The organism is Brunnivagina elsteri CCALA 953 (assembly GCF_002289455.1).
GTDB classification, from domain to species: Bacteria; Cyanobacteriota; Cyanobacteriia; order Cyanobacteriales; family Nostocaceae; genus Brunnivagina; species Brunnivagina elsteri.
The window spans coordinates 1-16,677 of record NZ_NTFS01000009.1 but is presented as its reverse complement, the minus strand read 5'-3'; the positions used below and the strand labels follow the sequence as shown (position 1 = coordinate 16,677).

14 protein-coding genes, 1 pseudogene and 1 riboswitch are annotated in these 16,677 nt (G+C 38.3%); of the genes and pseudogenes, 3 read left to right on the top strand and 12 right to left on the bottom strand.

Annotation, left to right across the window (positions count from 1 at the left end; genetic code table 11):
* Positions 1 to 458: 458 nt before the first annotated feature.
* Positions 459 to 3,608: a hypothetical protein gene (locus CK510_RS01595; RefSeq protein WP_095720015.1), complete on the bottom strand. Its 3,150-nt coding sequence runs from the start codon at positions 3,606 to 3,608 to the stop codon at positions 459 to 461.
* A 553-nt stretch (positions 3,609 to 4,161) separates the two neighbouring features.
* Here CK510_RS01595 and CK510_RS01590 point away from each other — a divergent pair.
* The 3 genes from CK510_RS01590 (at position 4,162) to CK510_RS01580 (ending at position 5,384) form a co-directional block, all read left to right on the top strand.
* Positions 4,162 to 4,365 (top strand): chlorophyll a/b-binding protein, encoded by a 204-nt coding sequence (locus CK510_RS01590; RefSeq protein ID WP_095720014.1) that lies wholly within the window; start codon positions 4,162 to 4,164, stop codon positions 4,363 to 4,365.
* Positions 4,366 to 4,544: 179 nt separating this feature from the next.
* A complete protein-coding gene (locus CK510_RS01585) occupies positions 4,545 to 4,757 on the top strand; it encodes a chlorophyll a/b-binding protein (RefSeq protein WP_095720013.1) in 213 nt (70 codons plus the stop codon).
* A gap of 150 nt (positions 4,758 to 4,907) precedes the next feature.
* The gene (locus CK510_RS01580; protein ID WP_095720012.1) at positions 4,908 to 5,384 is read left to right on the top strand and encodes a rhodanese-like domain-containing protein; all 477 of its coding nucleotides are present in this window, start codon (positions 4,908 to 4,910) and stop codon (positions 5,382 to 5,384) included.
* Between the two features lie 149 nt (positions 5,385 to 5,533).
* Here CK510_RS01580 and CK510_RS01575 read toward each other — a convergent pair whose 3' ends face one another.
* The 11 genes and pseudogenes from CK510_RS01575 to CK510_RS01525 all read right to left on the bottom strand — a co-directional run.
* Complete coding sequence (locus CK510_RS01575) at positions 5,534 to 6,163, bottom strand: ribonuclease H-like domain-containing protein (RefSeq protein WP_095720011.1); 630 nt, start codon at positions 6,161 to 6,163, stop codon at positions 5,534 to 5,536.
* A gap of 132 nt (positions 6,164 to 6,295) precedes the next feature.
* A complete protein-coding gene (locus tag CK510_RS01570; RefSeq protein WP_095720010.1) occupies positions 6,296 to 6,838 on the bottom strand; it encodes a CAP domain-containing protein in 543 nt (180 codons plus the stop codon).
* A 329-nt stretch (positions 6,839 to 7,167) separates the two neighbouring features.
* Positions 7,168 to 7,701: a CAP domain-containing protein gene (locus CK510_RS01565; protein WP_095720009.1), complete on the bottom strand. Its 534-nt coding sequence runs from the start codon at positions 7,699 to 7,701 to the stop codon at positions 7,168 to 7,170.
* Positions 7,702 to 8,010: 309 nt separating this feature from the next.
* Positions 8,011 to 9,249: a tryptophan synthase subunit beta gene (trpB, locus tag CK510_RS01560; RefSeq protein ID WP_095720008.1), complete on the bottom strand. Its 1,239-nt coding sequence runs from the start codon at positions 9,247 to 9,249 to the stop codon at positions 8,011 to 8,013.
* 115 nt (positions 9,250 to 9,364) lie between these two features.
* Positions 9,365 to 10,585 carry a sensor histidine kinase gene (locus CK510_RS01555; RefSeq protein WP_095720007.1) on the bottom strand — a complete coding sequence of 407 codons (1,221 nt, stop codon included), beginning with the start codon at positions 10,583 to 10,585 and terminating at the stop codon, positions 9,365 to 9,367.
* Between the two features lie 63 nt (positions 10,586 to 10,648).
* On the bottom strand, positions 10,649 to 11,050 hold the full coding sequence (locus tag CK510_RS01550; RefSeq protein WP_095720006.1) for a hypothetical protein: 402 nt from the start codon (positions 11,048 to 11,050) through the stop codon (positions 10,649 to 10,651).
* Complete coding sequence (locus CK510_RS01545; protein ID WP_095720005.1) at positions 11,051 to 11,548, bottom strand: Rab family GTPase; 498 nt, start codon at positions 11,546 to 11,548, stop codon at positions 11,051 to 11,053.
* A 41-nt stretch (positions 11,549 to 11,589) separates the two neighbouring features.
* Positions 11,590 to 13,365: an OmpA family protein gene (locus CK510_RS01540; RefSeq protein ID WP_095720004.1), complete on the bottom strand. Its 1,776-nt coding sequence runs from the start codon at positions 13,363 to 13,365 to the stop codon at positions 11,590 to 11,592.
* Positions 13,366 to 13,504: 139 nt separating this feature from the next.
* Entirely contained in the window at positions 13,505 to 14,098 is a 594-nt protein-coding gene (locus CK510_RS01535) for a hypothetical protein (RefSeq protein WP_095720003.1), read from the bottom strand.
* Positions 14,099 to 14,592: 494 nt separating this feature from the next.
* Positions 14,593 to 15,930: an ArsB/NhaD family transporter gene (locus CK510_RS01530; RefSeq protein WP_095720002.1), complete on the bottom strand. Its 1,338-nt coding sequence runs from the start codon at positions 15,928 to 15,930 to the stop codon at positions 14,593 to 14,595.
* Positions 15,931 to 16,057: 127 nt separating this feature from the next.
* Positions 16,058 to 16,291: pseudogene (locus CK510_RS01525) on the bottom strand (nitrate ABC transporter permease); the annotation flags it as partial.
* A 99-nt stretch (positions 16,292 to 16,390) separates the two neighbouring features.
* Positions 16,391 to 16,617, bottom strand: a riboswitch (cyclic di-AMP (ydaO/yuaA leader).
* Between the last annotated feature and the right edge of the window lie 60 nt (positions 16,618 to 16,677).

The following is a 16,677-nucleotide window of genomic DNA, read 5'->3' as shown; positions in this document are numbered from 1 at the left end:
TTAAAAATTGACACAGGTCGCTGAAGAGACTAAATTACTATACCTTGGTTTGAAACCCTTGTCAATTCGTAAATAGTTGAGAAGTATGTCAATAAGATGGAGAATGTAACAAAGTGTAAATTGAAAAGTAAATTTTTGTAATTCATAAAAAGCAAGCTAGATTCGGAATTCTATAAAATTAGCTGATGTATGACCAGAAAAGATATAAATGACTCCCGATTTATGGTAAAGATACAAATAAAAAATAGGAATTAGAACCTTTTAGGAAATGTTTTACGAAACCTCTGCTAAATTTGGTGTAAGAATCGAATATTGGATTATGAACGATGAGCAGTAATGTTTTCCAAGCGGGAATTTCAGAAAGAACACCAAGAAATAAATAGTCCCAATATATAAGGGCTGGGATACCCAACCCCTACAAATGATAATTAGGATATTTTATTTCCCTGCTACCTTTCCTAGACAACCGCAACAGCACCAGCGATCGCAGCAAAAATTCCCGAAACAACAGCAGTTATGAACAACCACCAAGCGGCACTAGCAGCAGCTTTGCGGGTTTCTTCGGCTTGTCGTTGGGCTTGGTGTTTGACTTCTTCTAAACGTCGCTGTGCTTCCTGTTGAATGCGTTCTGCCCTTTGGAGAACATTATTCCGTGCGCCTTCAATCTGGTCGATGAGTCGATTCGCATCATCGGGGGAAATATCCTCACGGGAACTAACAATCGCAACCAGGGTTTCGCGGTTGAAGGAATAAAGGCGATCGCGTAAAGCATCAAAACCAGCTTGGGGGTCATCGAATAATTGACGAACTTCGCGGCGAATGTCGTCGTAATTCAATTCGGGACGGTCTAAGGAGTTGAGGTAATTACGAATCTGGGTGAAAACTCCATCAATTGCGTATTGAACCCGTCGTTGGATGTTACGAACTTGCTCGACAAACTGTTCCCGTACTGAGATGATGTTATCTGCGATTTGCTCGGCTTCGGTGTCGGTAATATCTTCGCGAATTTTCAGCAGGGCGATAATTGTGTTTCGGTCGAAGTGGGAAAGTCGTTCGTTCAAGCTTTCCATTCCGACTCTGGGGTCGTGTAGAAGGAGATTAATATCACGTTTAATTCCTTCTGGGTTCAATTCTTCTTTGCCAGTTCCCCGTAAATACTCTTGTAAATATGCTTGGAAGGTTTGGACTCTTTCCTGGGTACGAACTGCGACTCTACGGGGTGTTTGGATGATATTGTAAATTGAGCTTTGTACCGAGTTAATGATTTGATTGACTTGTTCTTCGTTTAAATCTTTTCGCTGACTCAATAATTTAACTAATGTATCTCGATCGAATTGGGATAAACGACGACGTAGAGCAATTACTCCTTCCCTGGGATTCTGGAAAAGTCGATTTAAATCCTTTTGAATCGCTTCGGGGTTTAATTCTTCTTGACCAGTGTTCCGCAAATAGTCAGCAAGTGTGGTTGTGACTGTATCGTATTGTTCCTTTGCTTTATCGACTACAGCTTGAGGTGAGTTTTTGAAGTTATACCAGGAATGCTCGACAACATCGAGAATTTGATTCGCTGTTTCTTCGCTCAAATCTTGACGTTGGCTGAGTAATTTAACTAAAGTATCCCGATCAAAACGAGATAATCTAGCTTGAATTGCGGTGATTCCAGCTTGAGGATCATCGAGTAACCGTTTGATATCAGCACGAATCCCATCGGGGTTGAGTTCAGCTTTACCTGTATTCCGCAGATAGGATTCTAAATTCAACCACAACGTCTCAGCTTGGTATTTTGCCTGTTCAGCCAAACCTTTCGACTCAAGTAAAACGCGATCGCGTTGTTGTTCCAAGCGATCAAGAATAGCGTCAACTTCTTCCGGTTGAATGTCGTTACGTCCAAGTAATACATCCCGCATTTCCTGACGTTCAAATATAGCTAACCGTCGTGCGAGAGTTTCGTAATCTGCTTCTTGGTTCTCCAACAAAGGTTTAAAATTTTTCTGGATTCCTTCCTCAGTTAGTAAGGATTTAGGAGTAACCAATAAATAGCTTTCAACCCGAAGCTGTAAATCCTTGTTAATTTCCCGCTCTTGGGCAGCAATGGTAGTTAGCAAAACCTCTTGACGGATTGCCTCAAGTTGGTCAGTGATGCGTTGAATTTCATCAAGTGTAAATAATCCACGTTGTTGGAGAATATTGGTAAAATCTGGCGGAGAAAGCCGTTCAAGTTCTTGACGTACCTTTCCTGGATCAGCTGCGGGATCGAAAATGACATCAGGAAATTCTTGAGAGATTTTTTCGCGATTTAGCTGCCAAGAGTGGGCATTGAGCAAATAATTTTCGACATCAGCACGAATAACACTATAGGGTTGTGTCGAAGTTAAAGTACCCGTAGGAATTCCTAACTTATAAGCTTGTTCAGTAACTTTATCCTTTGCTTGAGTTAAAGTACCCAGAATTTTTTCAACATCAAAGTCAGATAAATCCGTCTTACCCAATACAATACCAGTGAGAGCTGAAATTCCCTGTTGCAAACTGCTTTGAATTAAACCAGGAGTATTAGTCGCGATCGCATTCCCCCCAGTCACACCTCTAGAATCTCCCATTTCGGAAATCAACCGCTCTAATTTCCCATTGAGTTCATCAGTCTTCGTTTCCCCCGGCTTTAAATTCCGGAGATAATCAATTAACTCACCCATCCGGTCTTGTCCCGATTGTTGATGGGATTGTTGATTAACAACTTGCTGCCAAGTACTATATAATGTATCCGCAATCCGATTAACATCACGTTTCGATAAATCCGTGCGATCACTCACCAAACTCACAAAGCGATCGCGATTGATTTGACTATGCAAATCAGCACTACCAACAACAGCTTTAAGTTGAGGGTCATTAAATATATTCTCAAACTCAGTCCGCATCTTCTTTAAATCTAGTTGCTGCGGACGTAGCTTTTCCAAATAATCTTCCACATTATCTCGAATGCTACTAGGGTCAATCCCACTCCCTAATTCCCGACGCAATGCCGCAGCAGCAGCTTCCGCAGTCGCAACCACTTGATTATTTAAAGCTTTAGCACCAATTGCTGCGGTAGCTGTTCCCATAATTGCCTGGAAACCCGAAGTCGCAGTATTCACCACATTCCCAATCAAAGAACCCACCGTAGTCGAACTTACCCACACCAACAGCAAAAAATAAGCACCCCAAATTACCAAACCTAAAATCGCACCCAAAGCTGGACTAAGTACCAACAAACTCAGTTTAACAGCCAAAAAACAGGCAACAGCAAGTGCGATCGTCACAGTGATTACAGTCCATAACCCGACAGCAGTACCGATTTTACGGATTGTACCACCAACACTACTTCCTCCATGACCCGAATCTGAATCAGAAGTATGTCCTAAATAGGAAATACCAGCAGCCACTGAGAGATTAGTTAAAACCAACTGAATAGCAAAAGCCAGAATCACACCAGCAATTAAAGTTACAAAAAATCGAGGTTCGGAAGTAGCTAGCGAAACTTGCGTGGGTGAAATTTGAGAAGTATCTGCTGGAATTTGCAAAAACCACATTTGCGGTTTTATTAGTCCCAGTATGATTTCTAGACTCTGAAACATTGTATTTATTTCCTAATTAGTTACTTAAATCGGCAGGGATAAAAACTATACCATAGCTAAGAATTTTATTTAATTTAATTGCAACTACCCAACTCTTAAGTATTAGAATCCAGCAAATCGACTCCATCCAGCATCTCTCCTTGGTTTGAAGCTTCCCTCTAGCAATAGGTAGAAGTTTGGAAGAAAACATAGCTTCTACAAAAGCCTTCTTTTCCTAACTAGAGTTTGTATAGCATTAAACTGCAAAATTAACGGAAATATTGAGTAAGAATTTGTTTTCAAGAGACATTAGCCTAATTTGACCGCAGAACCTCCAATTATGTCTCTACAGGGCATTTTTATCCCTAATTTTTAACTCGGTAATATTGAAATCTAAGCAAATACAAACTTTGCAATAATTTTTTATACTCAAAATTTTGATAACTTCCTACAGATGGATATTTCTAGAGGAAAATAAATCATAACTATGCATATATGTTGTATCTATAGGTAGAAAAAAAATAAATTATTACTCGCTAAATTAGATTCAAGTAATCAATTTTGGGAAAAATAAATGCAAACTCGTCCTAGCACCGATTTACCACCAATTGCAACTGAATATAACGGTAAAGACCGTAATGCGTTTCTATTTGGCTTTAATCCCCAAGCTGAATTATGGAATGGACGTTTAGCAATGATTGGATTTCTAGCTTACTTGCTATGGGACTTAGCAGGTTACAGCGTTCTGCGTGATATATTGCATTTTGTTGGTTATTAGTTAGGAATTAGGAGTTAGGAATTAGGAGTTATTAGTTAGGAATTAGGAGTTAGTAACCGATAACTCTTAAGAGTCACAATTAACCCTTAACCAATAGTCAATAATCAATAACTCTTACCCAGCCAAAATTAACCCTTAACCAATATCTATAAATTATTCACTTTCTTTAGGAGAAAAAAATGGAAACTCGCGAAAATCGTCCTTCTACAGATTTAGCTTCCGTTGCTAAAGCTTATAACGGAATAGACCGCAACTCCTTCATATTCGGCTTTAATCCCCAAGCTGAATTATGGAATGGACGTTTAGCAATGATTGGATTTTTAGCTTACTTACTATGGGATTTAGCAGGTTACAGCGTTTTACGTGATGTACTGCATTTTGTTGGTTATTAATTACAACCCTTTCCGATATTACCGACAACCGAGGATGAGACTACAAAGCAGTCTCATCCACAAAATCTTTACTGCAAAAATTAAGCTAAGTAAAAGCGATCGCACAGCTTAACGTCAAGGGCGTATCGCACTACAATCAGGATCAGGATTATGAGTAACAAACTTTTTGATGGTATTATCCCCAAAGAACCACCAGTACATGCACAATCTGACGCTCACACTGTCAAATCACGTCTGGAATGGGGTGAACCCGCTTTTACCATTTTAGATGTACGTAGTAGCGGAACTTCTGTTTTAGAAACTCACAAAGCCTATAATCAATGTCATATCATGGGTGCGATGCCAATGCCAATTGATGAATTAGTCGATTTGGCTCAATCTTCCCTCCAAAAAAACCGCGATATTTATGTATATGCGGAAAATGACCAGCAAGCTAACCAAGCTGCACAAATGCTTAGAAATACTGGTTTTACAAATGTATCAAACTTAAGAGGTGGTTTAGCCGCTTGGAAAGCAATTGCTGGTCCAGTAGAGGGAACTCACACTATGACTCCTCCTGGTGCTGATGATTATAATGTAGTTTCCCGTATCAAAAATCACTTGGAAACCCAGCAAAAAGAAGTTTAAGAATTGGTCATTGGTCATTCGTAATTAGTATATTAGTAAAATCCAAAAAACTAATATACTAATAACGGTTAAAAATTAGACTTCTTAAACATAGCTAATAGTTAACCGCTTGGAGTATAACAAACGACAAATGACCATTTCACCCCTTTTTAATGTTCAAACAAATCTTTAAACTGCATTAAATCTAAGGTTACGATCGCATATAGACACTGAAAACACTGTTCCGCTAATTCGTACCTTTCTTCACGCTGAAGCATACTTATCAACTTTTGTCTAGCACTAATTAAATAACGAACATCATTTGCAGCATAACTTAATTGTGCTTCAGTTAGATGTGCTGCATTTCCCCAATCGGAACTTTGAGCGCTTTTATCAAGTTCAGTTTTTTCCAGTTCCAAAATTAAATCTTTGAGTCCATGACGATTAGTATATGTCCGAGCTAACTTACTGGCAATTTTGGTACAAAACACAGGATTGACATTGATACCGAGATAGTAGCGAAGGGTAGCGATGTCAAACCGGGCAAAATGGAATATTTTGGTGACATTGGCAGCTTCCAGCAAATTTTGCAAATTCGGAGCTTCAGTTTGTCCGCGAATAATCCGAATTGCCGTCACTTTACCAGCATTATCACATAATTGCACCAAACAAAGTCTATCCCTGTGGGGAATTAATCCCATTGTTTCCGTATCTACAGCTAGCGCATCGCTTTGCAAATAAGTAGATAAAGTTTCCTGATTAATATCGCGATCGCAAACCTGAAAATCTGGTAGTGTCATAATTCACATCAAGTAAATGTAGTGCATCAGCATTGGTAATTAGAAAAAATCACCAAAATTAACCTAGCACTACATTATTGTGCAAGAAAACTGTGATGGGAACTACCTGTTTAACAATTACAGAGAGAATTACTACCTATTATTCAGGAAAATTTGCGTAAAGTAGATTTCTCCCTTGCCATTAGTCGCAACACCAATACCAGTTTGACTGAATTTCCCCTCAATATTACCCCGATGACCGGGACTTTTGATCCAACCTTGAACAGCTTGCGTAGCTGAATCTTTGTAACCTTGATTGTAGGCTACATTTTCTGCTGCCCCTCTGTAACTAATACCCGTTGCTTTGATGCGTTCGCTAAAACCTCCATGACCAAATCCAGCTTTTCCACTAGCGATATTTTGGCTGTGATTTTTGGCTTGACTATCGATTTTGGAATTGCGGGTAAATGGTGATAATCCTTTAGAAGCTCGATATTGATTTATCTGCTCAAAAATTGACCGCTCCACCCCATTAGTATCGACGTTGGTAGCTTGTGCAACTTCAATTACTGATTTTGATAACTGTCGATTACTTGAAGATAATGTATTCGCAGACGTACTTGTAGGTAGAGAGACTAAGTAACTAGCCGACAATAAAGTACTGAAAGCAATACCAAAATAGCTTTTTTGGTTCATTCGTTTTCAACCAATCAGAAACATACAGTTCTAATTTACACCGCCAAATTATTTTATGATTACAAAAAAGAGCTTATGAGGACAGTTATTAAATTGACACAATATTTTTTAAATTAAATAAATATACTGAATAAAATTATTTTAAAGAATGTAAAACGTGACGCGATCGCAAAATCGTAAAGATACAGAGGTTTTCAGTCAAATTAAATGCAGTTTGCGAGAACAAAGTAGGGGCAAACAACCGTTTGCCCTAATTAGTTCGCCTTAATTAATTTGCCCTAAATTGTACGACATCCAAACGGTTCGCGATATAGCAGTTGCAAACAAACCTACCGACTACGAATAAAAATTTGTGTTAAATAAACCTCACCATCTTGATTTGTAGCCACACCAATCCCAGTAAGATTATAATTCCCCTTGAGATTAACCAAATGTCCAGGACTTTTGATCCAACCTCTAACAGCTTCTGCTGCGGGATTATCATAACCTTGATTAAACGCCACATTTTCAGCAGCACTTTGGTAACGAATCGGAATTATATTCACGCGCTTTTCAAACCCCTTGTGGCTGAAGGGAACTTTACCCCTAGCCATATTTTGACTATGAATCCTTGCCTGCTTGGAAATTTTTGCATCCAAGTTTAGTTTTGGTAAACGTCTAGCAGCCCGATATTGATTAATTTGTTCAAAAACAGATTTTTCCAATTCACTGGTTTTAAAACTTGTAGATGTTGCTACTCGATTAGATGAAATTGGTATAGGCTGTTTGGAAATCAGGTTCTTACTGGAATTATGACTAGACGTGAATCCACTCACAAGGACAATCGTACTCATAGCAATGCCAAAAGCAGTTTGTCGAATCATGGAAATTTAGTTAAATGTAAAAGGTAAAAGGAAGTCAATTACGGTTAATTATTTGAATTGGTTATTTTTTCGATATACGTGTGTACGGACAGTAATTCCGGAATGTACAAAATCTTTTCAGAATCTTATTCTCCCGTCAACATCACAGAATTACAATCCTCAAACGATAAATTATTTACAAACTAATAGTAAAATTTTAAATAAGTTTCCGTAAAGCTTGCGTAGATTATCTGATACAGGGGAAAGAGTAAAGAGTAAAGGGTAACAAAGAAAACTCGTAAATATGCCCAATGCCCTATCCCCCATTCCCTACTGTAAATTTAAATGTTTCATAACAGACTGCACATCCTTATCACCACGTCCAGAACAGTTGATGACAATACGAGGATTTCCGGTTAGCTGAGGACAGAGAGTATCCAGATATGCGATCGCATGGGAAGTCTCCAACGCGGGAATAATTCCTTCCAATTCCGATAAACGTTGGAATGCATCTAAAGCCTCTTGGTCGGTAACACTGTAATATTCAGCACGTCCCATATCCTTCAAAAAACTATGTTCGGGACCAACACCAGGATAATCTAAACCCGCACTAATAGAATGGGGTTCAATTACCTGCCCTTCACCATCCTGCAACAAATAACTCATTGCCCCATGCAGCACACCGACTCTTCCCTTCGTTAAAGTTGCAGCATGTTTGTCTGTATTTACACCAAACCCCGCAGCCTCCACCCCAATTATTCTAATACTTGCTTCATTAATAAACTCGTGAAATAACCCCATCGCATTCGAGCCACCACCAACACAAGCCATGAGAATATCTGGCAACCCCCCCCATTTTTCCATAGCCTGAGCGCGGGTTTCCTGACCAATCACAGCATGAAAATCCCGCACCATCATCGGATAAGGATGAGGACCAGCAACCGAACCCAGGATATAATGTGTAGTCTCCACATTCGTCACCCAATCCCGAATTGCTTCCGAAGTCGCATCCTTGAGTGTACCAGTACCCGCTTCCACAGGACGCACCTCAGTCCCCATCAAGCGCATCCGAAACACATTTAAAGATTGGCGTTCCATATCATGAACACCCATATAAACAACACACTCCAAACCAAAGCGAGCGCACACAGTCGCCGTTGCCACACCATGCTGTCCAGCTCCAGTTTCCGCAATAATCCGCTTTTTGCCCATGCGTTTAGCCAACAACACCTGACCCAGGGCATTATTAATCTTGTGTGCGCCAGTATGATTTAAGTCCTCACGCTTCAAGTAAATCTGCGCTCCACTGCCATCAGCATGGGCATAATGTGTGGTTAGTCGTTCAGCAAAATACAAGGGAGTCGCACGCCCCACATAATCCCGTAACAACTGTTGTAACTCAGCTTGAAAACCTGATTCATTGCGATATTGGTAATAAGCAGCTTCGAGTTCAGCAAGTGCAGGCATCAAAGTTTCCGGCACATACTTCCCCCCAAAGCGTCCGAAGCGTCCGAATGAATCAGGACGTTGTGTAGTTTGAAACTTGGGGTTAATAGGTGTAGTAGTCACAGCTAAAATTCACAATTACAGAGCGACCTTAATTATAAACAAGGAAGAGAGCAATACGATTCCCCAAAATATAGACATTCCAATGAAATTATTTTATTCCCCTTTTATTCCTCTTTTATTCCTCTCTGCGCCTCCCTTCGGGTTCGCCACTTTGGCGGGACGGAAACCGACACCGCCAAGTGGACTCACTGCGTCTCTGCGCGACACAATCCATATTAAATCCCCCCTTAGGCTTCGGTAAACAAAACCAGAAACGAGAACCACCATCAGCAACAGGAGAATAACCAATTTCACCACCCCAACGTTCAACAGTGATGCGACAAAAATATAATCCAAGTCCGATTCGACCTGTTTTCCCCTGTCCTTGAGAAAATTTTTGAAACAAACTGGCAACCATTTCTGGCTTCACACCACTACCTTTATCATCAATATTCACAAGAATAGAATCATCATCCTGCATTAACTCAATCACAACAGTCGATTCACTAGGACTATGACGAAAGGCATTTTCTGTCAAATTCGTAATCACCCTTTCTAAACGGGATTTATCACCAATCACCCTCCAATCCTGGGTTACATCAATCTCAGGGGCTAATTTTAACTGCATTTTGTTGAGTGCAAATGTCGGGGTTAAAAAATCCACAACTTGTTGAGCAGCATTCAAGATATTGGGTGCATCTTTAGCATCGACATCAAAAGATTCAAGCGATCGCACTTCAGCCGAAAACGCATCTAATACTTCCCGAATCAGCATTTCTTGCTTAATTGACTGCCTGCGACCTATTTCTAAACGTTCTTTCCCTTTAGGGGTCAAATTTTCAAATTCTAATAGTGCTAAACAGCAATTGATACCACTTAGTTGTCCGGCAATATCGTGAATAATACAATGAATCAGAATTTCCTTCTTCTGATTTTCTTTAACTACTTGATAATGGTTTAATTTATTCTCACGAGCTTGCTGAATAATTGATAGTCTTTCAATATAATCTTTATCTAGTAATTGAATAATTAATATTTTTTGGTGATTGACAATAATTGCAGAAGCTTCAAAATGAGATTCTTTCCCAGTTAAATCATTATTGCTCCAGATTCCAGATTTCAGAGGATTTTCAAAATCTTTTTGCCAAAACTCTTCAGCATCGATTAAAAAATTCTCCAAGAAGGGAAAATCCTCTTCGGGAATCAAAACTTCCATTCCTGATTTAATTTTTCGAGGACAAAATCTCTTTAACCAAGTCGGAATATTTCCTGTAATTCGGAAACGACCAGTATCAATGTATTCTAAAATCAGAATATTTAAAGCTGCAAAAATATCTGCGGTAATTGAGTTATTCATTATAGTAATATGACGCTTTCAGTTCTAGTAAAAGGTTATAAATAAGAGATAATTGATAATGCTTTATTGATTGAGTATTCGAGTCACCTTTTCATGCTCGAGAACAAATTCATTTGCTTGTTGTTGAATCAAAGACAATTGCATTTCATCAACTGTGGCATCGAGAAATAATACCCAATCACCTTCTGAAGAGGGAAACAGATGAATATCCGCACAAATACCGTCTCCTGTTTTCAAACAAGCAAGAAATAAAGGAGAATTATCTAATGGTAATAATCCTTCGAGAAAGAAAATTTGTTGTCCAATATCTTCCCCCTTTTTTAAGTTCTTAACTCCATAATTCGCTAATTTACCTCCCCAAGATAATAAACATCCGTCTTTTTTGACAAGAAGATAAGCCAACGAACGATGTTCGAGCATCAGATTTATTACATAAGTAATTACAGATGTGGGGACATTTAACATCTACCCCTCCAAAATTTTTTGAGCAATAGTTTCAAACACTTCTTCTACTCCTTCTCCTGTTTTTGCACTAGTTAGAATAATGCTCCATCCTTGCTGTTTTAATTTATCTAGTTCTACTTTTTCAATTTCCCATTCATCAGTCAAATCTGATTTATTGACCACTAAGATAAATGGAACTTTTCCAACCGTCTCTTCGACTCGTATTTGCAAGCTGAGAGCTTTTTCGAGAGTATTATGTCGGGTTCCATCGACTACTAATAAATAAGCTGATGAACCTCTTAAATAGGACATGCGTACTTTTTGAAATTCATCTTCACCATATAAATCCCAAAGGATAAGGTTAAGTTCCTTTCCATGACAATTAACAGTTTTTTTGTCTATTTTTACACCTACTGTTGTTTGATACTTGCCGGAAAATATGCTATGGACAAATCTCGCAACTAAACTCGTTTTCCCTGTAGCAAAAGCACCCACCATACAAATCTTTTTTTGAAGCATATTTAAAGAGTAATATTTTCTTTATTAATTGATTAATATTCTTATTTGTTGATTCTGTCAACTTTAAAACCGACTCGACGGTTAGTATCTATATCTTGTTTTATTGTTGATGAAGTTAAAGGTTGATTTGAGCCTAAACCCTGAGTATAAAAATTTTCTTCACTTAATCCCTTTGATATAAAATAAGATTTAATCTGCTCTGCACGCGCTTGACTTAGTTGCAAATTATACTGTTCTGTTCCGGTCGCACTAGTATGTCCGATAATTTTAATTTTGACATTTTGATTTAGAGATTTTGCCATAATTACCATTTTTTGTAACTTGGCAAAAATCTTTTCTAACTTGGATACTTCACTTGCAATTAAGTCATTTTTCCCTTCTTGAAATAACAGTTTTTCCCTTTCTATTTCTTGTTGAAATCTTTCGATTTGACTAACATCGATATTGCTGAGATTTTTTTCTTGAAATTGAGTAATTCCTGGAATAAAATGCCACATCTTCCGCGTTTCTGATATCCATTTCTCAGGTGCTGAACCAGTCGCATATAGAATCCCATCACTTTCAACTTTAAGCAACACTGTTTTTGGTGGTTGAAGTAATGCTTCAGCACGTTTGGTAATAAATTCTGGTTGTAATGATAAATAAGGTTCAAATTTACTTTTGATTTTTTCTGGATTGATATTATGTTCTTCGCGGATTTTATCAACGTCTACTGCTAAAGGGTCCCGCATACCTGTGATGAGGTACTTGCCATTTTCCTTTTGAACTTTAGTAATTGTAATTCCTGGTTGGGAACTGAGTCGTTGGATAAAGTTATTCCATTGCTTTTGTTCGCGGATTATCAAAGAACCCCAAATACATAATCCAAAGATAATTAATCCAATTAATGTATACGCGTATCTATAGTTTGTTTTTTTCGGAGTTTGATAGCGAACCTTGAGGCAATCTTCTAAGTAAGGTTGACTGATATTAAATGGTTCTGTTTCCCCTTGGAAATTATAAAGCTCATTGTCGAATCTGAGGTGTATTTTTTCGATTGTGTCTTGAAAAACAAGTCTCAATTCATGGGGTGCATTACCACGAATAATCCCGGCTAAAACTGCTGTTGGTCCTTCCTCAATCCAAATTGTTAATTCGCCAAAATTTAGGGTATGTAACCTGTCCCCATTATCCACACTAAATGAGTCTTTAACAAAATCCTGAATGGCTGTTAGCATTGCTGAGACCAAATCGGGGTCTTGGACTGCTACCTGGGATGCTACAACATGCTGAAGTAATAATCCTGTTTTTTTGTGGATGAGAAATACTTGCTCAACCCGATAAATTAAGGTACGCAACAGCACCACTTCCGCAAAACTTTTACCTGTTTGTCTGGCTTCGAGTCGCCATTTAAAGCTTTGAATTGAGAAACCGTGTTCGAGGGTTTTGTCCAACGATTGAAGCATTTCCTCCAGTGCAGATGCGATCGCTCTTCTTGTGGATGGTCCCAAAATTGGGAAAATCGCGTTGGAAAGTATGTTTAAGTCTCTCTGTACCGAAGTTTCTACCGCTTGTTCGATAGTCGGAATCATTGCTTCGACAAACTGCTTATCTTGGAGCGATCGCAATATTACCGCTTCTGGAAGTATACGACTAATGTCTTCAGGTTTAATTTTCTGGGTTTCGATATATTCGCAGACTTGACTCAGCTTTTTTGGTTCAACTCCCAGTAACAAAGTGCGAAGTTCATTGAGTTCGTCTTTGATTGATTCTTCTGGTTCTTGATTATCTAGGTTCGAGAATTCTTTGGAAAATCCATTAGTGGAAAATTTACTCATTGACTAAATCCCCCAGTTGGCAAGTGAGATTTAAAGCTCATTGTTTTGATACTGCGTGTGAGACAATTATTGATGATTCAAAGATTGTCGCACACCGAATCTATATCCGAAACTACTTTTTTTGAAGTTATTGTCCAGATTACTGAGAGTTTAAACGAATTGCTAACTCGCTTAACAAATTTGCTAAAGTTGAACGATCTGTTTTTGCATGACGTAGTTCTTCAGCTTCACGACGTAATATTTCTAATATTTCTTCATATTTCTGTAAAATGTCGTCATGTAGACTTTTCGATTGGTTGAGAATTTGCTCCCGCATTTCCCTTTGACTAGTATTTACATGTTCATCGAATTGGTTCAGTTTATTTTCTAAAGCTGTAGTTATTTTCTTATTCTCTTCCGCAAGATTTTGCAAGGTTTCATCATGACTACCTTGTTCCTGTTTCATCTGTTTGGATAGGGATTCCAATTCTTGCTTTATATAGCTTTCCAGACTATCCAAACGTTTTTTGTTTTCTTCCCGTGAGTTCACACATTCCTTAAACAAGCGTTCTTCCAAACGAGGAAATTTCTTTTCGACATCTCGTAATTGATTACCAAAAAGAATATCTCTCACTTTGTCTAGACTATTTACTCCAGCTAAGTCGTAACCATTATTCCCTAGCTTACTGCTGTGGTTTGAACTTGAATCCATGACATTGCGATCGTTCCCATGTTCCATTTCTGGCGACTGCATAATTTAATCCTAGTATATTTAAAAGTCAATCTACGTGATTACTCAGACAGATTTTAACACCTAACAAAAGCTAAGTATTTTCCTACACCAAATTTTTATACATTAATATCAAATACAAGTACTAGCACTTGTATCTAGAATAGTCATCTTTCCCAAGTAATAGTTAAACAAGATTTAAAGATATCCGGAATTTCCTCATCATAATTAATTATTTGTTATACAGCACTTCCGGCAGCTATGAGGTACATACTCAAAGCTGAAAGCCATGATTAGAAGGGGAATGAGGGGAACAACTGTATTGTGTAATAGCTGGAAGTGCTGTATAGGAAACAAGTAGCTAATATCGATGATGAGTAAACGCCATAATTTCAGTTACAAATAGGAAAATAACGAAGCAAACATAGGATAGGGCAAACAACCGTGGGTTCCCCTACAGTATTCTCAATCGCAAACTGTATTTAAATATCCCCATGCTTACAATTATGATACAAAATTTAAATTAAAAACCGGAAAAATACGTATAACGCAGCAGTGGTAAGTTGTAGCAACATTACCGGGATACCGTAGTGTAAAAAAGTTTTGAAAGAAATGCGTCTTCCGTGTTGTTCTGATACTCCAGCAGCGACAATGTTAGAGGATGCACCAACTAATGTCCCATTACCTCCTAATGTTGCACCAAACATCATTGCATAAAACAAGGGTAAAACTTCCGTAGGGAATTGTCCGTCAAAACCAGCTTGGAGAACGTCAGCAGGTGCTAACCCAACGTTAACGATGTATTGTTTGAGGAGAGGAACCATTGCCACTACTAAGGGGATATTGGGGACAACACTAGATAATATGCCAACAAAAAATACTAAAAATATCGAACCGAAGGCAATATTTTTTCCTAAAACTGCCGATAAAATTCCAGATAAATTACTAATAACACCTGTTTTTTCCAATCCTCCAATTAACACGAAGATACTCATAAAAAAGATGAGAGTACTCCAGTCAATATCGCGGAGAATATTATGAACTGAATCGATGCGACTTTGATGTGCCAGCAGCATAGCCAAACCTGCACCTAAAAGAGCAACAGCCGCAGGTGAAACTGGTACAGGTAATTGTTCACCTATTACGAAAAATAACAAAACGAAACCGACAATTACAGCCCCTAATCCTAAAACTCGCGGATGATTAATTTGGGGATGGGGTAATTCATCCAGACTTTCAAGTTTTGTATTCCAGATTTTCCGAAATAAAATTGGTAAGATAGCAACAACTGTAATAACTGCGATCGCACCACCCAAACTCAAACGCATCAGGTAATCAGTGAAGCTTAAATTAATAGCATCACCAACAATAAAAGTTGCAGGGTCGCCGACAATTGTCAATAAGCCCGCACTATTAGCAACAAAAACTAACAATATTAATAATGGGACAAAATTTACCCCTAATTCTTCTGCCATCGGGGGAATTAGGGGTGCTATTAGCATCACTGTGGTTGCATTAGGCAAAACGGCACAAATAGGGGTTGTAATCGCTACAATACCTAATAACAAATGCTTGCCTTCACCTTTGGCTAAAATGACTAATTGTGTTGCTAAATAATCAAAAATTTTAGTTGGTTCAAATGCTCGAACTAAAACCATGACTCCAAAAAATAATGCCAAAGTTCCGTGACTCTTACCAATATAGCCAACTGCGTCTTGCAAAGTCATGACATTCGTAAATACAAGTAACAATGCACCCAATAAAGTTGCAATTGTTAAATGTACCCATTCAGTCATAATTAGAAAAATGACACAGATAAATGTGGTGATGCTAACCAGTGCTTGCCAATTTTCCATTGAAAACCCTAATCAAAAATTGATTTTACACTTAAATTGAGAAATCCATGACGGTCAAAGTCATTTAAAATGGTACGCTTATTTCCGCCGTTGTGTACTAGTAATAACTAGCCCATTCCTAAGTTCCCCCGCGTTGGAAGAAAGGATGGAGGATATAGTCAAGATTGGCGATGAGTTCTTCTGCGGGGGTTGGCATCAATTCGTGGTTTGCGATCGCAATTATCCACCACAGTAAAATTACACCCAAAAATCCCGCGCAAGGTAGTAAAAAGCGATCGCGCAGAAATATCGGTTTAGCATGTCGCCAAATTGTTTGACTAGCAGCTGTAGCAACAGCTGCTAAATTCAACTGAAATATCATTGATGCAACCTCAATAGTGTTTCATTGCAGTTATAAATATCTAAGCAGCAATACACAAGGATACTAAACAAGATTGCAACATTAAAAAATGCTCTCTTTTCAGTTTCCTCTCAATGCCTACGAAGTTAGCTGACGGGCTAGGACTGAGAGATGTCCTTCTCTAAAAATTGATAGATAATGAGTTAGATGTTGTACTTAAACTATTCATAGATAAATGTTAAATTTACAACTCTTAATTCCTCATCTACCAAGAGATATGCCCCAAAATTTGGTTCCTCCGTTCCAGCAACTTAATTGCATTTACAGTCATTAAGCAATTAAAGTTTTTGAATTAGGCTGACTTACTCTGATTGAATATTAACTCTAACATTACTCAGTGGTAACTT